Source organism: Gorillibacterium terrae (assembly GCF_051594785.1).
Classification (GTDB): domain Bacteria; phylum Bacillota; class Bacilli; order Paenibacillales; family NBRC-103111; genus Gorillibacterium.
In genome coordinates this window covers 253,575-268,907 of sequence record NZ_JBPPGI010000006.1, presented here as the reverse complement: position 1 = coordinate 268,907, position 15,333 = coordinate 253,575, and the positions used below count along the sequence as shown (strand labels likewise).

Below are 15,333 nucleotides of genomic sequence, written 5' to 3'. Positions count from 1 at the left end.
AACGCCATCAGCGGGCCCCTGCCCGTTCTCCCTTTGCTTTTTTGAGCGGAGCCCATTCTTGTCCGGGCTTCTCCTTTCCCTTCGACGGTCGGACGGAGAACGCGATTAACAAGCCTCCAAGAGCGCCGACCGCGGCGAGGATGCCGAATAACAGCCTTTGCCCCATCGGCAATAACAAGGACACGACGGGCGGACCCAAAGCGACGCCGATGAATCGCATACTGCTGTACAAGGAAGTGATCGTGCCGCGGTTTTCCTTCTCGATACCTTCCGTGATTAAGGCGTCCATGCAAGGCAGAGCCGAGCCGATCCCGATGCCGCACAGGCTGAGGTAAACCATGATCCAAATAATCGGCTTGGTTAAGCATACCAAGATCAGGGCCGCCGTCACCAGGACCATGCCGCCGAACCCCAGCCACTTCATGCGCCGCTTGTTCTGTCCGATGACCTTCCCGCCGACGAAAGAGGCGAAGCACAGCAGGGTGAGCGGGATGGCAAGCACAAGGCCTTTTAGGACGCCGTGAAGCCGGAAGTCCGACTCCAGGATTTCCGACAAATAGAACAGGACGCCGAAGGTCATGAACATCGAGATGCCGCCAATGACGAAGATGGCATACAGCCAGCGGCCCTTTTCCTTTAGAATTTGGCCGATTCCCGACAGAAACTGGCGGAAGGGAACAGGGTCCTCCTGTTTTTTGTTCTTCGGCTTGCGGACGAGAAAGGCGACGAGCACAAAGGAAAGAATACAGAGTACCGGAATGGCGATAAAGGGAGCGAACCAAAGCCAAGCGCCCAGGGCCGCACCGATGATCGGGCTCAGCACTTTACCGAAGGTGTTGGAGGTTTCGATGATCCCGAGCCCTTTGCTGACCTGCTTTTCATCCTCGAACAGGTCGCCGATCAAGGGAATCACGACGGGGAATGCCCCGGCGGCTCCGATCCCTTGAAGGAATCGCCCTGCCAGAATCACGCCGTAAGCGCCCGCGCCCTTCATGAGCCAGGCTGCTGCCAGGCTTACGGCTCCCCCCATGGCAGCCAGCAGCAGGCTGGGCAGGATGACCTTTTTCCGGCCGAACCGATCCGATAAGTAGCCGGCTACCGGGATCATGAAGATGGCGACCACCCCATAAACGGTGATGATCATGCTGACCTGAAAGGCCGAAATGCCGAGCTCGCGGGAAATCTGCGGGAGGATGGGCAGCAGCATCGAATTGCCGAGCGTCATGGTTAGCGGAATGGAGGAAAGGGCAACTAAGTCGCGGTTTTTTTCCATCTGGTCAGGCCCCTTTGAGGATATGCAATAAAGCTTATTGTGTTAATGGGGTTGAACTTCTATACACGGAATCTGTTATAACAAACCCCCGACTGAAAGGAATTCCGATTGTGGATATTTGAAACAACGGATTGAGGGACAGGGGTCTGTTCACGTATTCTGGAGTAGACCCTTCACATAATGATCATTCCAAAGCTGAACCTCAATAGAAGGTTTGGAACAAGCTCCTCAGGCCCCTTCTCTAACGGACTGGACATCGAACTGCGCTTTCAAACAATCCAAAGGATTCCCGATTGCCACAGACCATTCTCGCTGAACGTTAACGGCCGCTTCCACCATCGACAATTGGGCAACCGAAATTCTCTTGTTTTTTTCGGATGCCACGATTTCCTTTAGGTGCTTGGTTAATTCCTCAACATATTGCTCTTTCTTTCCTTGCAGGATGAGCTCGAAGGTATTCCCGATGACACGCGCCTCCACATGGCGAAGCGGCTTATCTTGAGCTGCAGCATAATCGGCAAGCCTGCTCATGGTCCCTTCGACGGTTGCCGGATTGGTGAATAACAAGACTTGCGGTCCTATATGACGGCAGACGGAATGAAAGAAAGGCTCATCGATTTTTAGGATCGGAACGGAGGCAGTCAGTCGGTTCTCATCAAGAAGAGCAATGTAATTCGTACAGGTGATGAGGATCGCTTCCACATTGGCATGGGCTATCCATTCGATTTGTTCGATGACTTTCTTTTTGGCTTGGGCTTCATCAAAATCCGGATCCGATAGAATTCTGCTCATTAGACCGGGGTCCACAAAATGAACCAGTTCCCGCTCCTCCGAGGAGAGAGCATCTTGAATGTACTCGATATTTGAATAGTGGGCGTGCAAGCAGCCAATTCGTTTCTTCATAGGTTCACCGCCTTTGTATAGAGAATAACATGCCGGCTTGGGCCTTCCCATCCTTTTTACCAGACGTTCAACACCATCCCATTCCCCAAAAAAGAAGGTCAAACGCCAAATGAAGCCATGTTCGTATATCCCTGTGCAGGCGGATTCCGCTAACCTGAGTTCCCCGGAAAGGTATCGCGAATGGAAGCCGACGCCGGAGCTCAGGAAGTTCATCTTCTGCTATTGGCACGCGGTACAGATCGGTTCTTCGTACAAGGAAGGTGCAGACAGTACCGAGGTAATCGTTCCCGATGGATGTAAGGATCTCATCTTCCGACTCGATCGGTCCGGACCGGATATCGAAGGGTTTGTCGTCGGTACGGTGGATCGGGCGGCTTGGGTCGATATGGAATATGACCGGATCGAAACGTTCGGGATTCGGTTCTATCCGGGAGGACTGCAGAATCTGATCAGGGAGCCCGCAACCTTTTTCACCAACCGAATCGTGAGCCTTCCCGAGGTGGCCAAGGGATTGGCAAAGGAGCTGAGGGACCTGCTCGTCGGGGCCTTCTCCATCGACGAAGCGGTTTGGCAGGTGGAACGATACCTCCTTGTTCGAGTAGGCGGTAGCTGGGTATGGGAGGATACGTTCCGCAACTCCCTGGAACACATCTATCGGGCAAAGGGAAATATCCGCGTCAAGGAGATTGCGGGCAGAGAGGCGATCAGCGAAAAGCAGTTGACGCGCATTTTCTATGAGCGGACGGGAGTCGGAACCAAGACCTTCTCCAGAATCATCCGGTTTCAGCACATGCTGAAGCTTCTGAAAAGCGACGAGCGGATGACCTTGACCCAGGCTGCCCTTCTCAGCGGGTATTACGACCAGGCCCATGGCATCCGGGACTTTCAAGCGTTCTGCTCCAGCCTTCCTTCCGATTACCTCAAAGCCCGGATGTAAGCTGTCCGTTTTGTACAATCGGACGAGGGGCGTCGTTGGTACTCTGATGGATAGAGCGGAAGGGAGAGGGTTTGGATGAAGGCAATGCAGCAGCAGTTGGAGCGTTATATGGACAGGTGGTCGGACGCCGACCGGTTCTGCGGATCGGTGGTCATCGCTCAGGGAGACCGGGTCCTGCTGAGAAAGGGATATGGCTACGCCAATTATGAATACCGAATCCCCAATGAAGCTTCTACGATTTATCCCATCGCCAGCGTGACCAAGCAATTTACGGCAGCCGCCATCCTGCAGCTGGTCGATGCGGGCAAGCTGAGGCTGGAGGACCCGCTGAAGGATTATGTCCCCGCGTATCGCTATGCCGAGCGGCTGACGCTTCATCACCTGATGTCCTCTACGTCGGGAATACCGGATTACACCGGGCTTGCGAAGTATAACCCCAGGGAGCGTTTGTCGGCGGAGCGGATCCTGGAATGGCTGGACGACGAGCCTTTGCAGTTTGAACCGGGGCAGGGTGTGGAGAAAAGCAATTCCAATTTCGTGCTCTTGGCCAAAGTGGTGGAGGCCGTTTCGGGAATGGACATCGAAGCTTATTACTAAACCTATTTGTTTAATCCGGCCGGGCTGCAGGTTACCGGAGTATGCCACAACGAAGACGTCATCCCTCATAAGGCCTATGGCTATTCGTGCTCCGGAGAAGGGATCGTACAAGCGGAGTATTACGAGATGTCCGGAGCATATGGCAGCGGGTTCCTCTATTCCAATGCCGATGAATTGGTCATATGGACCCGGGCTTTGGCAGCGGGGACACTGATAACGAAAGCTTCCTATGATAAGATGATCACTTCCTATGGGTTTCTGTGGTACACAGGCGCTTCAATGGGCTATGGGTGCTCGGTCAACGGCGACCCGGTGGACGAAATTCTGGTGAACGGCAACCTGTACGGGTACACCTGCTGTGTACATCGCTACTTGGCGGGCGATTATACGGTTGTCCTGCTCTCGAACAACGATGCCGTGCCGATCGGGCGCATTGCCCAAGGAATCAAAGCGATTCTGCTGGGTCAAGACATCCAAGTCACGGTGGCGCCGGAGGTTCGGGAGAGTGCGGACTATGCCAAGTACAAGCATTTGACCGGCGACTATTTCTTTCCGCCGACCGGCTGGCGGTTCGCCGTCTCGTTCGAGAACGGACGTCTCCAGGTGGACCGGCTGTTTATCCAGGAGTCCAAAAGGCAGAAATTTACCTTAAGCTTGGTGAAGGAAGCGGAGGGGCTCGTGGTATTGGCCTGTGAGCAGTGCGACAGCACCTTTTCGTTCCACTTGAATTCCGATGGGCAAATCCGGAACGTCGTCTACGCGTGGGATACCCTGGAATTGCCTTATGAAAAGCTGCCGGACCCTGATCTCCGGTGACGCGTCCTGCGAATGGGAAGCGGCGAGATTGGTCTAAGCCGTTTGCGGCATAGGATTGGACCGGGCCCGCTGATAGGATTATGGGATGGAGCCGGGCAAGTTGGGCTGCCAACGACCAAGAAACGCACAGGAGGAATGCCGGATGCCATGGAACGATTGGTCCGTCGATGCCGTTCTCTATGAGTTATCGGATGGATTCTCGATTCGCAGGGCGGAGCCCGCAGAATGGGGGCGCTCTTGCTCGGTCTATTACCATATGGCATACAACGGGTTTTTTCGGGAAGATCCCCTGCTCCGGCTGTATGTCATGGAAGGCAACGATGCGGAGGCCGTGTACTTTAATCTGGGATTCGTGCCGGGGGTGCAGGAAATCCAAAGCATGTCCCTTCCCGCCGAGTTCCGGGAGAGTGAATGCCCTGAGAGGGAGGAAGCCCGATGAAAGCGGTCGACACCGTAGAAGAGGTCTGCCGATTGCAGGCAGATTCCTTTTCCCTGGAAGCCTGGGAGGACTACGCGGGCCGTATCTCGCCGGCACTGCCCAAGAAGGTCCGGGACGATGCCTCGTCCTACGAATATGAACGAGAAATCCTTCCGGTTATCCGGGCAGCTTTGGCCGACAAGGAAAAGCTGAAGGAAGTTCAGCGGTCCTTCGCGGCCGCTCTCCGGCCGCTGCCGGAACGGCTGGCCCTAATCGGCTGCCCGGATCTGCAGGTGGATATCATCCTGTATTTGGGGCTCTGCAACGGAGCGGGCTGGGCAACCGAGCTGGAGAACCGCAAGGTGATTCTCTTGGGGATCGAAAAAATCGTCGAGCTCGGCTGGACCGACGAGACCGCCATGAAAGCTCTGCTCTACCACGAGGCGGGGCATATCTGCCACGGGACTCTCCGGACGGTTGCGGCTCTAGAAGCAGCGGGGCCTCGGGAATACTCCATGCGCCAGCTGTACGAAGAGGGGATGGCCATGTATGCGGAACAGCTCCTCTGCGGAGATTTCGGGTTTTATCATCAGGATAAGGATGGATGGCTAGCCTGGTGCGAGGAGCACCGCGAGTCTCTGTTCCGGGAATGGATCAGGCGAATGGACGGCGAGGAAAGCACGGCAGATTTCTTCGGAGACTGGCGCAGCTACGACGGGCATTCCGATGTAGGCTACTTCCTGGGCTGCGAGTGGATCAAGGACCTGCTGACGAGAAAAAGCTTTCGGGATGCGGCCAATCTGAGTTTGGACGAATTGGAGGCCGAGCTGTTCCGGTTTGTGGCGGGGATGTCCGCGTAATCCCGCACTTCCGCTCGGCAGAAATCGGCTTGTCGGCCTGCGATCAGGCAGAAATTGTCGTTTCTCCAGAAGTTTCACTTACCTTTACCCACCGGTTGATTTACAATAGAAGGATAGCGGATTGTTCCGGCAGGCGGGTCCTGCCGGGGCCGCGTGGGGCATGGGCACTTCCTAACCCCTCCGAGCGCTTGAGGGAATGTCCCTCATCATGAGGTAAGGAGGCATCTGGAATGTACCGAGTCGGCGATTACATTCATTATGGAAATACGGGGGTCTGCCGAGTCGCAGACATCAGGCCGGTGGCGATTGGAAGCGAGGAGGACCAGCGGATGTATTACATCCTGGACCCCTTGTATCAAGACTGCCAGATTTCTACGCCGGTGGAGAACAGTAAAATCTTCATGCGGCCCATCCTGACGCGGGAGGAAGCCGAGCAGCTGATCGAGAAAATTCCGACGATGCAGGTGGAGATCATTGACGGCAAGGAAACCCGTCAATTGACGAATACCTACGAACAAGCGATCAACACCCATGACTGCGAGGATTTGGTAAAGCTCACGATGGCCCTCCAAGCCAAGAAGGAGGCCTTCCAGGAGCAGAACAAAAAACTCGGCTCCCTGGATGAATCGTTCATTCGCAGAGCCGAGGAGCTATTGAACGGAGAACTGGCCGTGGCGCTGGGCATCCCGAAGGAGGAAGTGCCTGCCTATATTCAGGGGCGGGTGGAGTCGATTCGGGCGGAAAGCGAACGGGCGGCTTCGGCGGGAAGCGGAGGACCCTCTGCCCGTTGATTCCGGGCATCGCGCACGAACTTCATAAATCGCGGCCGCTTCTGAAGGCGGTCGGATAAGGATCAGCGGGTTGCCCGGCAGGGCGCGCTCGCGGGTTCTTTTTTTTGCGCGCGGATATGACGGCTGAGAGGGACCTCGGACGTGATACAATCAAGGGAGCCAATAGACTGCCGAGAGGAGCGTCCGTTATGCCTGTATACCAGAAGCTTGTCCGCGACCGCATTCCCGAGATCATTCGGGAAAACGGCAATTCGTGCCGCACCCGAATCTTGACGGATGAGGAATATGGGGTCGAGCTTGGGAAGAAGCTTCGCGAGGAAAGCGATGAAGTTATATCAGCCCATTCATCAGAAGAGGCGCTGGAAGAGCTGGCCGATGTGCTGGAGGTGCTCCAAGCCTATGCCGCTGCCCAGGGAGCGGATTGGGAGCAGGTGGAGGAGCTGCGCCGGAAGAAGGCGGCCGCTCGCGGCGGCTTCCGGGAACGGATCTACCTGATCGACACCGGCGGCGAGGACAGATAAAGCGAAGCGGCGCCTCGGAAACTCCAAGGAACCTGCCCGAAGCCGGAGAGAGGGCGATTATCCGGTATCTGCCGTTCGGCCGCAAGCTCATTCCGGGAGACGGGGAGCCGAATGTTGCTCGATGATTCGGGCCAATTCCTCGAAGGGAAGGATGGGATTCACGGCGCTCACGACAAACTCCTCGGCCTGCCGAGGGGCCATCTGGAAGGACATGCGATTGAGCTGCAAAAAAACAACCATTGCGGTAAAAGCGGTTCGCTTGTTGGCATTTTGAAACGGATGATTCATGGCGAGGGAATGAAAAAGGGCGGCAGCTTTATCGAAGAGGGAAGGATAGGCGTCTTGGGCAAACGCGGAGGACTGGGGGCGAAGTACGGCAGATTCCAGAAGACTGTAATCGTGAATCCCGGCCGGTTCTTCCGGGCTGTATCGTTCAATCATGGCCGCATGGATCGCGATCACTTCACGAACGGTAAGATAGCGAAAGGTGCTCATCGATCCTTCAGCCTTTCCAGCGTCTGATCGTACTGGCTGATCGCTTCGGCCAAGGAGTTCATAAACGCTTGATCGATGCCTTCAGGTAATTGAATGCGGGCTGAACGTTTGAGAATGATTTCGCCGGTCGACTCGTTCACTTCGATTTGGACCAGATCTCCTTGATCAAGCCCAATTTTTTTCAAAGCGTCTGTCATCGTTACACCCAAGCTGTTTCCGAACTTGGCAACTTTTCGTTCCACGAGTCTCACTCCTTTTTAACGTTTGAACCGTTATAACAATTATACAACCACATCCGCTTGAATGAAAAGGGCTCCCCGTCTTCCTCTCTCTTCGCACGCTTCATCTGCTATTCATAACACCTTCATCGTGGCTTCATGATGCGAAATCCAATTGGTGATACTATATTCCTATAGCCAACGCCGCCCGGATTTTTAAATCGATCGGCAAACCTGTATAATCAGATGGTGTAAACCAAATTTAAGGAGGAAAATGGATCATGTCTCTTATTGGAAAAGAAGTTCTCCCGTTCAACGCATCCGCTTACCACAACGGCAAGTTCATCGAAGTCTCCGAAGCCAACTTCAAAGGCAAGTGGAGCGTGGTATGCTTCTACCCGGCCGACTTCACCTTTGTCTGCCCGACGGAGCTCGAAGACCTGCAGAACCAATACGAAACGTTGAAGGGGCTTGGCGTAGAAGTTTACTCCGTTTCGACCGACACCCATTTTGTCCATAAAGCTTGGCACGACAACTCGGAAGCGATCGGCAAGATCGAGTACATCATGATCGGCGATCCGTCCCATACGATCTCCCGCAACTTCGACGTGCTGATTGAAGAAGATGGCTTAGCTGACCGCGGCACCTTTATCATCGACCCGGACGGCGTGGTACAGGCCCTGGAAATCAACGCCGGCGGCATCGGCCGCGACGCCAGCACCCTCGTCAACAAAATCAAGGCCGCTCAATATGTGCGGAATCATCCCGGTGAAGTCTGCCCGGCCAAGTGGCAGGAAGGCGGAGAAACGCTGAAGCCGAGCCTGGACCTCGTCGGAAAGATCTAAGGAGCGATACCCATGGCGCTTGACGCAGATATCAAAGCACAGCTTGCCCAATACCTGGAGCTGCTGGAGGGCGATCTCGTCCTCCAGGTCAGCGCAGGAGCAGACGCCGTCTCCGTGGAGCTGCTGGCCCTCGTCGAAGAGATCGCCGGCATGTCTCCCCGGATCACGGTGGAGAAGACCTCTCTTCCCCGGACGCCGAGCTTCCGCATCAACAAGGCCGGCGCAGGGGACAGCGGAGTAACGTTTGCCGGCATCCCGCTCGGCCACGAATTTACGTCCTTGGTCCTCGCTCTGCTGCAGGTGAGCGGAAGAGCTCCCAAGGTGGAGCAGAAGGTCATCGACCAGATCAAGGCGATTCGCGGCGAATACCGGTTCGAGACGTATGTCAGCCTGAGCTGCCATAACTGTCCGGACGTCGTCCAGGCGCTGAATGTGATGAGCATTCTGAACCCGGGCATCTCGCACACGATGATTGAAGGCGGCGCCTTCAAGCAAGAAGTCGAGAGCAAGAACATCATGGCCGTTCCGGCGGTGTTCCTGAACGGCGAATTCTTCCTCAGCGGCCGCTCGTCGTTGGAAGAGATCCTCGCCCAGCTGGGCAGCCGCCCGGACGCGGAAGAGCTTGCCGGCAAGGAACCGTACGACGTCCTTGTGGTCGGCGGCGGACCGGCCGGAGCCAGTGCGGCGATCTATGCCGCCCGCAAAGGCATCCGCACCGGGATCGTAGCCGAGCGCTTCGGCGGCCAGGTGCTGGACACGATGGGCATCGAGAACTTCATCAGCGTGAAGTACACCGAAGGACCGAAGCTCGCGGCAAGCCTTGAAGAACATGTTAATGAGTACGGCGTCGATGTCATGAAGGTTCAACGGGCGAAGCGGCTGGAGAAGAAGGCCGATTTCGTCGAAGTTGAGCTGGTGAGCGGCGCAGTGCTGAAGAGCAAAACCGTCATCCTCTCGACCGGCGCCCGTTGGCGCAATGTCGGGGTTCCCGGCGAAGCCGAGTACAAGAACAAAGGGGTGGCCTACTGCCCCCATTGCGACGGTCCTCTCTTTGCAGGCAAGCATGTCGCCGTTATCGGCGGCGGCAACTCCGGCATCGAAGCGGCGATTGACCTGGCCGGCGTCGTCAAGCATGTCACGGTGCTGGAATTCCTGCCCGAACTGAAGGCCGACTCGGTCCTTCAGGAACGGCTGTACAGCCTGCCCAACGTGACCGTGCTGAAGAATGTGCAGACCAAGGAAATCACCGGTGACGACAAAGTGAACGGAATCACCTACATCGAGCGCGATACGGGTGTCGAACAGCATGTCGAGCTGCAGGGCGTCTTCGTCCAGATCGGACTGGTGCCCAACACCGACTGGCTGGAAGGCACCGTGGAACGCACCCGCTTCGGCGAGATCGTGGTCGACCGTCACGGTGCGACCGATGTTCCCGGCGTCTTCGCCGCAGGCGACTGCACCAACAGCCCGTACAAGCAGATTATCATCTCCATGGGTTCCGGTGCGACGGCCGCCCTCGGCGCGTTCGATTACTTGATCCGCAATTAACGTGCTCCTTCCCGAAATACCGAGAACCCTTCCGGACGATCTGGAGGGGTTCTTTTCTTATTCATTCGGTCTCGATTCGTAGGGCCTGGGAAAAGAAGGGTCGAGCCCGCTGTTCAAGTATGGTAGAATTCTAGAAAAATGCCGCGCGGAGGAGAACTGAGATGCCGAACCCAACCCCAAACCTGCCGAAATTTCACCTCAAACCCACCTTAACGGGAGAAAAAGTCATTCTTCGCCCGTTTTCCGAGGGAGACGGGCAGCGGATGCTGGAGATTCTGGCGGAGCCGGAGGTGCGCCGGTTGACCGGCTCGGTAACGAGCGAAGCGGAAGCCCAGGCGCCGGACAGCGAAGAGGAAAAGGAGCGCATCCGCCAATGGTACCGGACCCGGAGCGATCAGACCGACCGGCTCGATCTGGCGATCTGCGACAGAGCCAGCGGCGAGCTGGTGGGCGAAGCGGTGTTCAATGAATACGACCCTTCTACGGGCAATGTCAATTTTCGTATCCTGATCGGAGCCGCCGGCCAGGGCAAAGGAATCGGCAGCGAAGCGGTCGGGCTGTTCCTGCGCTACGGCTTTGAGGAATTGAAGCTTCATAAGGTGGAGTTGAGCGTATTCAGCTTCAATCCCCGAGCCGAGCGGGTGTACCGCAAGAATGGCTTTCGGTTGGAGGGAATCAGGCGGGAGGACCTTTGCTACGAGGGCGAATATGTGGATTCGTTACTCTTTGGAATCCTGCGCAGCGAATACGAGGGGGAGCCGAGCCGTTAGGCGGGCACCGAAATGCATGAGTTTAGACAGGCAGACAGAGAAGCGGGAGACGCGGCCAACCGAGCCCGCCTTCCGCTGCCCCTGCCGGAGCCAACAGTTTCCCCGCAAGCACACGCTCGGACTGCTCTATGCCTAACTTGGGCCTGCCGTCTTACGACGAATCGGCACCTTTTGGAGAGGCATGCTCGCTCGGTCGTCCCGCATCCATCGAAACGGAAAACTTATCGCAAAGAAGCGTACCCTTTGGCCTTTGCCGAATGGTACGCTTTTCTTCATGAATGGATGACTTAATAATTCGGACTTCTGTTATCAAGGGAAATCGGCCGCCAACTGGCTTTTAGAAGAATGGCATTTACCGCCGGACTTAGCAGATAGAGATTTCCTAGTGCAGGTATGACGGCTACGCCGAAATAAAGACTGAGGGGCAGCATGAGGAGACTCATCGCGGCAAAGGGGAGTTTCCATCCGAGGCAGACAGACAGAAAAGCGACCAAGGCCGGAACGATGAGGAACCATACGATGTACCGAACCGTTACCGGGTTCAACTCGCCGGAGCTGTAGGGATTAAAGAAAAGAAACCGAATGGAGAGCAGAAGAACATCTACCGACGAGAACGCCCCCAAAAGGATTCGCAGCGTTTTGCTCATGCCCGGCCTCCTTATGATCTTCCTTTTATCCGTATACGAACATTGGACCACGAAGGGTCGCTATGGCGAATGAGATAAACTCGGATGAGCGGGCTCTGCCGGAACATGCAGCGTGAGGCTCGTTTTATGGAGGAGCTTGCAGCGTTGGACGGTGTAGAGCGGAATAGCGGATGGAACTGTACCGAGGTGTAAGCGGACGGGGGTTAGTCCCCCTTTCCTGTTCGATTGGCTCTTGTCTGCTTGTTTGTTGGTTCAACCTCGACAAGATCGATAATTTCTCGGATATCGGTAAGCTGGAGCGCCTCGGCGATTCGTTCAATGTGTCCAAAATGGATGCTTTCCCGCTTGCCGTTGGACAACTCGCTCAAAGCGGCATGACGGACATCGGCCAGCCGAGAGAGCTCGCGAAGGGTCATATGACGGGACTTCACTAACTCCGAAATACGAACTACCACTTTCTTCGCCATCTTTATCACCATAAGGAAGAGAATTAAGGTCATTGACCATACGCGAAAGCGTACCATATAATGAAATTGCATCTGGTACGCATATACGTAATATTCCAAATTATTGGGAGAGGAATACAGGTGATGGATGTACAGTTCATGTACGAAGGATTGGTGGAAGAGGAGGATGAGCTGGTAGGCAAGCTAACGGCCTGTGAGGGTTTCATGTGGATTTTGCTTGAAAATATTGCGAGGAGTAGTGCGTTCGTCGAGGAAATCGGGGAACGGTTGTTAACGGAGTTAAACGGCATGGAGCAGGAATGGCGAACGGAGCTCCTGCATCTCAGGCTGGAGAAAAGCTTGCTGGCAGGTAAAATGAGGGATGGGACAAGCGAGTCAATGAAAAGAGGAGACGGCGCGGAATGAGCGCCGTCTCCTCTTTTCCTAATTCGGTTAGCGTCCGGCGAACGGATCGGTGATTTCTTCCCACTGGCCGGTGAATGGATCGATCTTGACGGTTAGGGCACGGCCGTCCCGGGTGACTTTTCTTAGGACATACCCATCCCCGACAAAACCGTTAATTAAATCGGAGCCCGCTGCCTTTAGACCGCCCGCATCGAGGACATTCTGGAGCAGCTTATCGAGCTCGGCCAGATACTCCGTTCCGTTACGGATCAGGAGCAGGTCGGGCGCCTCGCGGTTGGCCAGGCTAAACTGGGGGGCGCCAGAGGTTCGGTCATGCACCGTGCCGGTCAGCGGATTGACCCTGAGGCTCATTCCCTGGCCGTTGCCGTCCGGCGGATCGGGATACTGCACAAGGTACTGGTTCCCGTCTTTCGATAGCGTCCACTCCCCTTGGGGCAGCTTTCCTTGCAGCAGGCTGCGTACGTCCTCTTCGGTAAGCGGAGGCTGGACAGCACCGTTGTAAGAGAGCGTGATATGCGCGAGCTTCAGGTCGGGACCGTAATCGGCCAGGACCTGGACGGGGAATTCACTCATGGACGCCTGACCGGCGAGCGTGGCGCGCAGATGATCCCCGGCGACCTGATAATAGACGATGGAGCCGAAGCCGACCCGGGAGCCCCAGGCCCCTTCCGTATAATCATAGACGCGGCTCACATGCTTGCCGTCCAACTCCGCATCGATATAGGTGCGGCCTTCCCGGTGAATAATCGTCGAGCGGAGACGCTCATTCAGGGCCTTCACCGGGTCTTCGACGGGTAGCTCGGAGAGCGTAAGCCGACTCAAGACGTGAACCTCGTGATAGGCGACGCCCGTTCCGCTGCCGATGGGAACGTCGATGACAATCTCCTTGACACCGTCGCCGTTGATATCGGCTTCTTCGATGCCCGCGTCACCGGTGATGCCGCCTCCGTAGTTCCAGACGAACTTCTTGCTCTGACCTTCCGCCACGCGGATGGTCACGTGATGGCTCATGTCCTGTGCGCCGGTCGGCTTGGCCGTCAGGACGATATCCCCGCTTCGGACTGTAACCGTCCCATCGGAGGCGGGGGAAAGCGAGCCGCCGTCGGTCGGTGCAGCGGCGGATGAGGCGGGACCGGCGGGTGAGGCAGGACCGGCGGCTGCCGGAGAAGAAGCCGCGCCGGCAGCCGAGGGAGCCTGCCCGGCGGAGCCCGGACTAGCGCCGGTCAGCGTACAGCCGGTCAGGATGGCGATAGCCGCCAGCCCGATCGCGATTCCGGCCACCGTGGTTTGCCGAGGGGCGGCGATCAGGATCATCCGTCTACGCAACTCGCGGCGGCCGCCCGCCAGCCGCACCGTACCGGCGCGGAGGCAAGGAAGCGCCAGCGTCTCCGCCAGCTTGAGCAGGGTGAAGCCGTACGCCTTGCGTTCTCCGGGCGCGAGTCGGGAGAGAGCGAGCGCATCGCAGGCGGCTTCCTGATCTCCTTGCCACAGACGGGCGGCATAATGGAACAGCGGATTGAACCAGTGAAGGGCCAGCAGCAGGCTGGCCAACCCGTTCACCGGGATGTCTCGGCGTTTCAGATGGGCAAGCTCATGCAGGACGATATGCCGAAGCTCGCTCTCCGCCAGCGAAGCCAACGCGCCTTCAGGCAGCAGCAGCCGAGGGCGAAGGAGACCGTACAGGGTCGGCACTCGGACCCGGCCGGTTTCGGCCAGGCGCAGGCGAGTGTGGACGCCCATCTCGCGGCGGCACGCTTCCAGCACGCTCTGAACCGGAGGCGATTCCACATCCGGCGTATGCCGGACGCTGGCAGCGAACCGCAGGCTGCTTCGGATCGCAGCCGCGATCAGCCCGGCCGCAACGGTCAGCCACACCAGCGCCAGCGTCCGCAGCGGGGAAAAGGTATCCGCCAGAAGCTCCCTAACCGTGGGGGCCGATACGCCCTTTTTCCCATCGAGGGTGATAGACGTGCGATACGGGTTGGTGCCCGGCGCGAAGCCTTTGCCGGAGGAGTCGGTCTGTGGAGGGACGGGCTCGGCTATCGTGGTCTGATCCAGAGAAAGGGGAGCGGGGCTAGAGGCCGGGCCGGAAGGGGCAGCCGGGGGTGCGGATTCCATGACGAGCTGGCGCTCCAGCGGCACCAGATTGAAGAGACTGATCGGGCTTTGCGGAATCCAGGGTACAGCCAGGCGAAGGACAAGGGGCAGCCACAGCAGGCAGAGCCAGCCGGGGGACAGCCTGCCGCGCAAGAACAGGCGAACCGCCGCGATCAGCAGGAAGAGCACGCTGCCCATAGCAGAGAGCAGAAGCGTCTTGACGAACAGGTCCTCGAGCAGGGATATCATCGGCTACTCCTTCCGCTCGTCGAGGATTCGGCGCAGCTCGGCGATGTCTTCCCGCGACAGCTCTTCCTCGCGGAGAAAATGCGCCAGCATCGGCTGCAGGGTTCCGCCGTAGATGCGCTGAAGGAAGGAGCGGGTCTCGGCCTTGACGCAATCCTCTTCGCGGACGAGCGGATAGTAGGTATAGACGCGCCCCTCCTGCGAGCAGCCGATCGCCTTCTTCTCGGTCAGCCGGGCAATAAGCGTCCGGACCGTCTTTGGATTCCAGTCGCGCTTGCCGTCCAGCGCGGCGATGATGTCCTTGGCGCTCTGAGGCGAGCGGCTCCAAAGCACTTTCATGATTTCCCACTCCGCATCGGAAATGCGGGGAAGCTCGGTGGACATGGACGGTTCCTCCTTGTACTACAGTTGTAATCCGATATCGTCATCCTACACTTGTAATCCTCCGTTGTCAACATCTGGAATTTAGACGGGCGAGG

The 15,333-nt window shown here is 57.0% G+C and carries 19 protein-coding genes; 11 read left to right on the top strand and 8 right to left on the bottom strand.

The features are described from left to right. Nucleotides 1-7 precede the first annotated feature (7 nt). Both bcbE and ACSEXS_RS19765 read right to left on the bottom strand, forming a co-directional pair. Nucleotides 8-1,273: a bacillibactin exporter BcbE gene (gene bcbE, locus ACSEXS_RS19770; protein WP_438434974.1), complete on the bottom strand. Its 1,266-nt coding sequence runs from the start codon at nt 1,271-1,273 to the stop codon at nt 8-10. A gap of 228 nt (nt 1,274-1,501) precedes the next feature. Beyond that, nucleotides 1,502-2,176 (bottom strand): aspartate/glutamate racemase family protein, encoded by a 675-nt coding sequence (locus ACSEXS_RS19765; protein WP_438434973.1) that lies wholly within the window; start codon nt 2,174-2,176, stop codon nt 1,502-1,504. 109 nt (nt 2,177-2,285) lie between these two features. Here ACSEXS_RS19765 and ACSEXS_RS19760 point away from each other — a divergent pair, with 109 nt between their 5' ends. The 7 genes from ACSEXS_RS19760 (at nt 2,286) to ACSEXS_RS19730 (ending at nt 7,116) form a co-directional block, all read left to right on the top strand. Beyond that, the gene (locus ACSEXS_RS19760) at nt 2,286-3,113 is read left to right on the top strand and encodes an AraC family transcriptional regulator (protein ID WP_438434972.1); all 828 of its coding nucleotides are present in this window, start codon (nt 2,286-2,288) and stop codon (nt 3,111-3,113) included. A gap of 75 nt (nt 3,114-3,188) precedes the next feature. Then, the gene (locus ACSEXS_RS19755; RefSeq protein ID WP_438434971.1) at nt 3,189-3,710 is read left to right on the top strand and encodes a serine hydrolase domain-containing protein; all 522 of its coding nucleotides are present in this window, start codon (nt 3,189-3,191) and stop codon (nt 3,708-3,710) included. Between the two features lie 126 nt (nt 3,711-3,836). Further along, nucleotides 3,837-4,526, top strand: coding sequence for a serine hydrolase family protein (locus ACSEXS_RS19750; RefSeq protein WP_438434970.1), 690 nt, complete (start codon nt 3,837-3,839; stop codon nt 4,524-4,526). Between the two features lie 142 nt (nt 4,527-4,668). Further along, nucleotides 4,669-4,965 carry a hypothetical protein gene (locus tag ACSEXS_RS19745; protein WP_438434969.1) on the top strand — a complete coding sequence of 99 codons (297 nt, stop codon included), beginning with the start codon at nt 4,669-4,671 and terminating at the stop codon, nt 4,963-4,965. Beyond that, nucleotides 4,962-5,804: a hypothetical protein gene (locus tag ACSEXS_RS19740; RefSeq protein WP_438434968.1), complete on the top strand. Its 843-nt coding sequence runs from the start codon at nt 4,962-4,964 to the stop codon at nt 5,802-5,804. The genes ACSEXS_RS19745 and ACSEXS_RS19740 overlap by 4 nt, the downstream gene beginning before the upstream one ends. A 230-nt stretch (nt 5,805-6,034) precedes the next feature. Beyond that, the gene (locus ACSEXS_RS19735) at nt 6,035-6,595 is read left to right on the top strand and encodes a CarD family transcriptional regulator (protein ID WP_438434967.1); all 561 of its coding nucleotides are present in this window, start codon (nt 6,035-6,037) and stop codon (nt 6,593-6,595) included. Nucleotides 6,596-6,783: 188 nt separating this feature from the next. Next, the gene (locus tag ACSEXS_RS19730; protein WP_438434966.1) at nt 6,784-7,116 is read left to right on the top strand and encodes a pyrophosphohydrolase domain-containing protein; all 333 of its coding nucleotides are present in this window, start codon (nt 6,784-6,786) and stop codon (nt 7,114-7,116) included. Between the two features lie 87 nt (nt 7,117-7,203). Here ACSEXS_RS19730 and ACSEXS_RS19725 read toward each other — a convergent pair whose 3' ends face one another. Continuing rightward, nucleotides 7,204-7,557: a type II toxin-antitoxin system death-on-curing family toxin gene (locus ACSEXS_RS19725; RefSeq protein WP_438435053.1), complete on the bottom strand. Its 354-nt coding sequence runs from the start codon at nt 7,555-7,557 to the stop codon at nt 7,204-7,206. A gap of 50 nt (nt 7,558-7,607) precedes the next feature. Next, nucleotides 7,608-7,853, bottom strand: a complete 246-nt coding sequence (locus tag ACSEXS_RS19720) for an AbrB/MazE/SpoVT family DNA-binding domain-containing protein (protein ID WP_438434965.1) — start codon at nt 7,851-7,853, stop codon at nt 7,608-7,610. Nucleotides 7,854-8,110: 257 nt separating this feature from the next. Here ACSEXS_RS19720 and ahpC point away from each other — a divergent pair, with 257 nt between their 5' ends. From ahpC to ACSEXS_RS19705, 3 genes are all read left to right on the top strand, one after another. Continuing rightward, nucleotides 8,111-8,674, top strand: a complete 564-nt coding sequence (gene ahpC / locus ACSEXS_RS19715; RefSeq protein ID WP_438434964.1) for an alkyl hydroperoxide reductase subunit C — start codon at nt 8,111-8,113, stop codon at nt 8,672-8,674. 12 nt (nt 8,675-8,686) lie between these two features. Next, complete coding sequence (gene ahpF / locus ACSEXS_RS19710) at nt 8,687-10,222, top strand: alkyl hydroperoxide reductase subunit F (protein WP_438434963.1); 1,536 nt, start codon at nt 8,687-8,689, stop codon at nt 10,220-10,222. Between the two features lie 161 nt (nt 10,223-10,383). Next, nucleotides 10,384-10,992 (top strand): GNAT family N-acetyltransferase, encoded by a 609-nt coding sequence (locus tag ACSEXS_RS19705; RefSeq protein ID WP_438434962.1) that lies wholly within the window; start codon nt 10,384-10,386, stop codon nt 10,990-10,992. Nucleotides 10,993-11,279: 287 nt separating this feature from the next. On the opposite strand, the gene ACSEXS_RS19700 is transcribed toward ACSEXS_RS19705, so the two are convergent. Together ACSEXS_RS19700 and ACSEXS_RS19695 are read right to left on the bottom strand one after the other, a co-directional pair. Further along, nucleotides 11,280-11,639, bottom strand: a complete 360-nt coding sequence (locus ACSEXS_RS19700; protein ID WP_438434961.1) for a hypothetical protein — start codon at nt 11,637-11,639, stop codon at nt 11,280-11,282. A 203-nt stretch (nt 11,640-11,842) separates the two neighbouring features. After that, complete coding sequence (locus ACSEXS_RS19695; RefSeq protein WP_438434960.1) at nt 11,843-12,106, bottom strand: helix-turn-helix domain-containing protein; 264 nt, start codon at nt 12,104-12,106, stop codon at nt 11,843-11,845. Nucleotides 12,107-12,226: 120 nt separating this feature from the next. Between ACSEXS_RS19695 and ACSEXS_RS19690 the strand changes: the two genes are divergently transcribed. Continuing rightward, nucleotides 12,227-12,511, top strand: a complete 285-nt coding sequence (locus ACSEXS_RS19690; RefSeq protein ID WP_438434959.1) for a hypothetical protein — start codon at nt 12,227-12,229, stop codon at nt 12,509-12,511. 27 nt (nt 12,512-12,538) lie between these two features. Here the strand turns inward: ACSEXS_RS19690 and ACSEXS_RS19685 are convergent, their stop codons facing one another. After that, nucleotides 12,539-14,857: a M56 family metallopeptidase gene (locus tag ACSEXS_RS19685; RefSeq protein ID WP_438434958.1), complete on the bottom strand. Its 2,319-nt coding sequence runs from the start codon at nt 14,855-14,857 to the stop codon at nt 12,539-12,541. 3 nt (nt 14,858-14,860) lie between these two features. Next, on the bottom strand, nt 14,861-15,238 hold the full coding sequence (locus ACSEXS_RS19680) for a BlaI/MecI/CopY family transcriptional regulator (protein ID WP_438434957.1): 378 nt from the start codon (nt 15,236-15,238) through the stop codon (nt 14,861-14,863). Between the last annotated feature and the right edge of the window lie 95 nt (nt 15,239-15,333).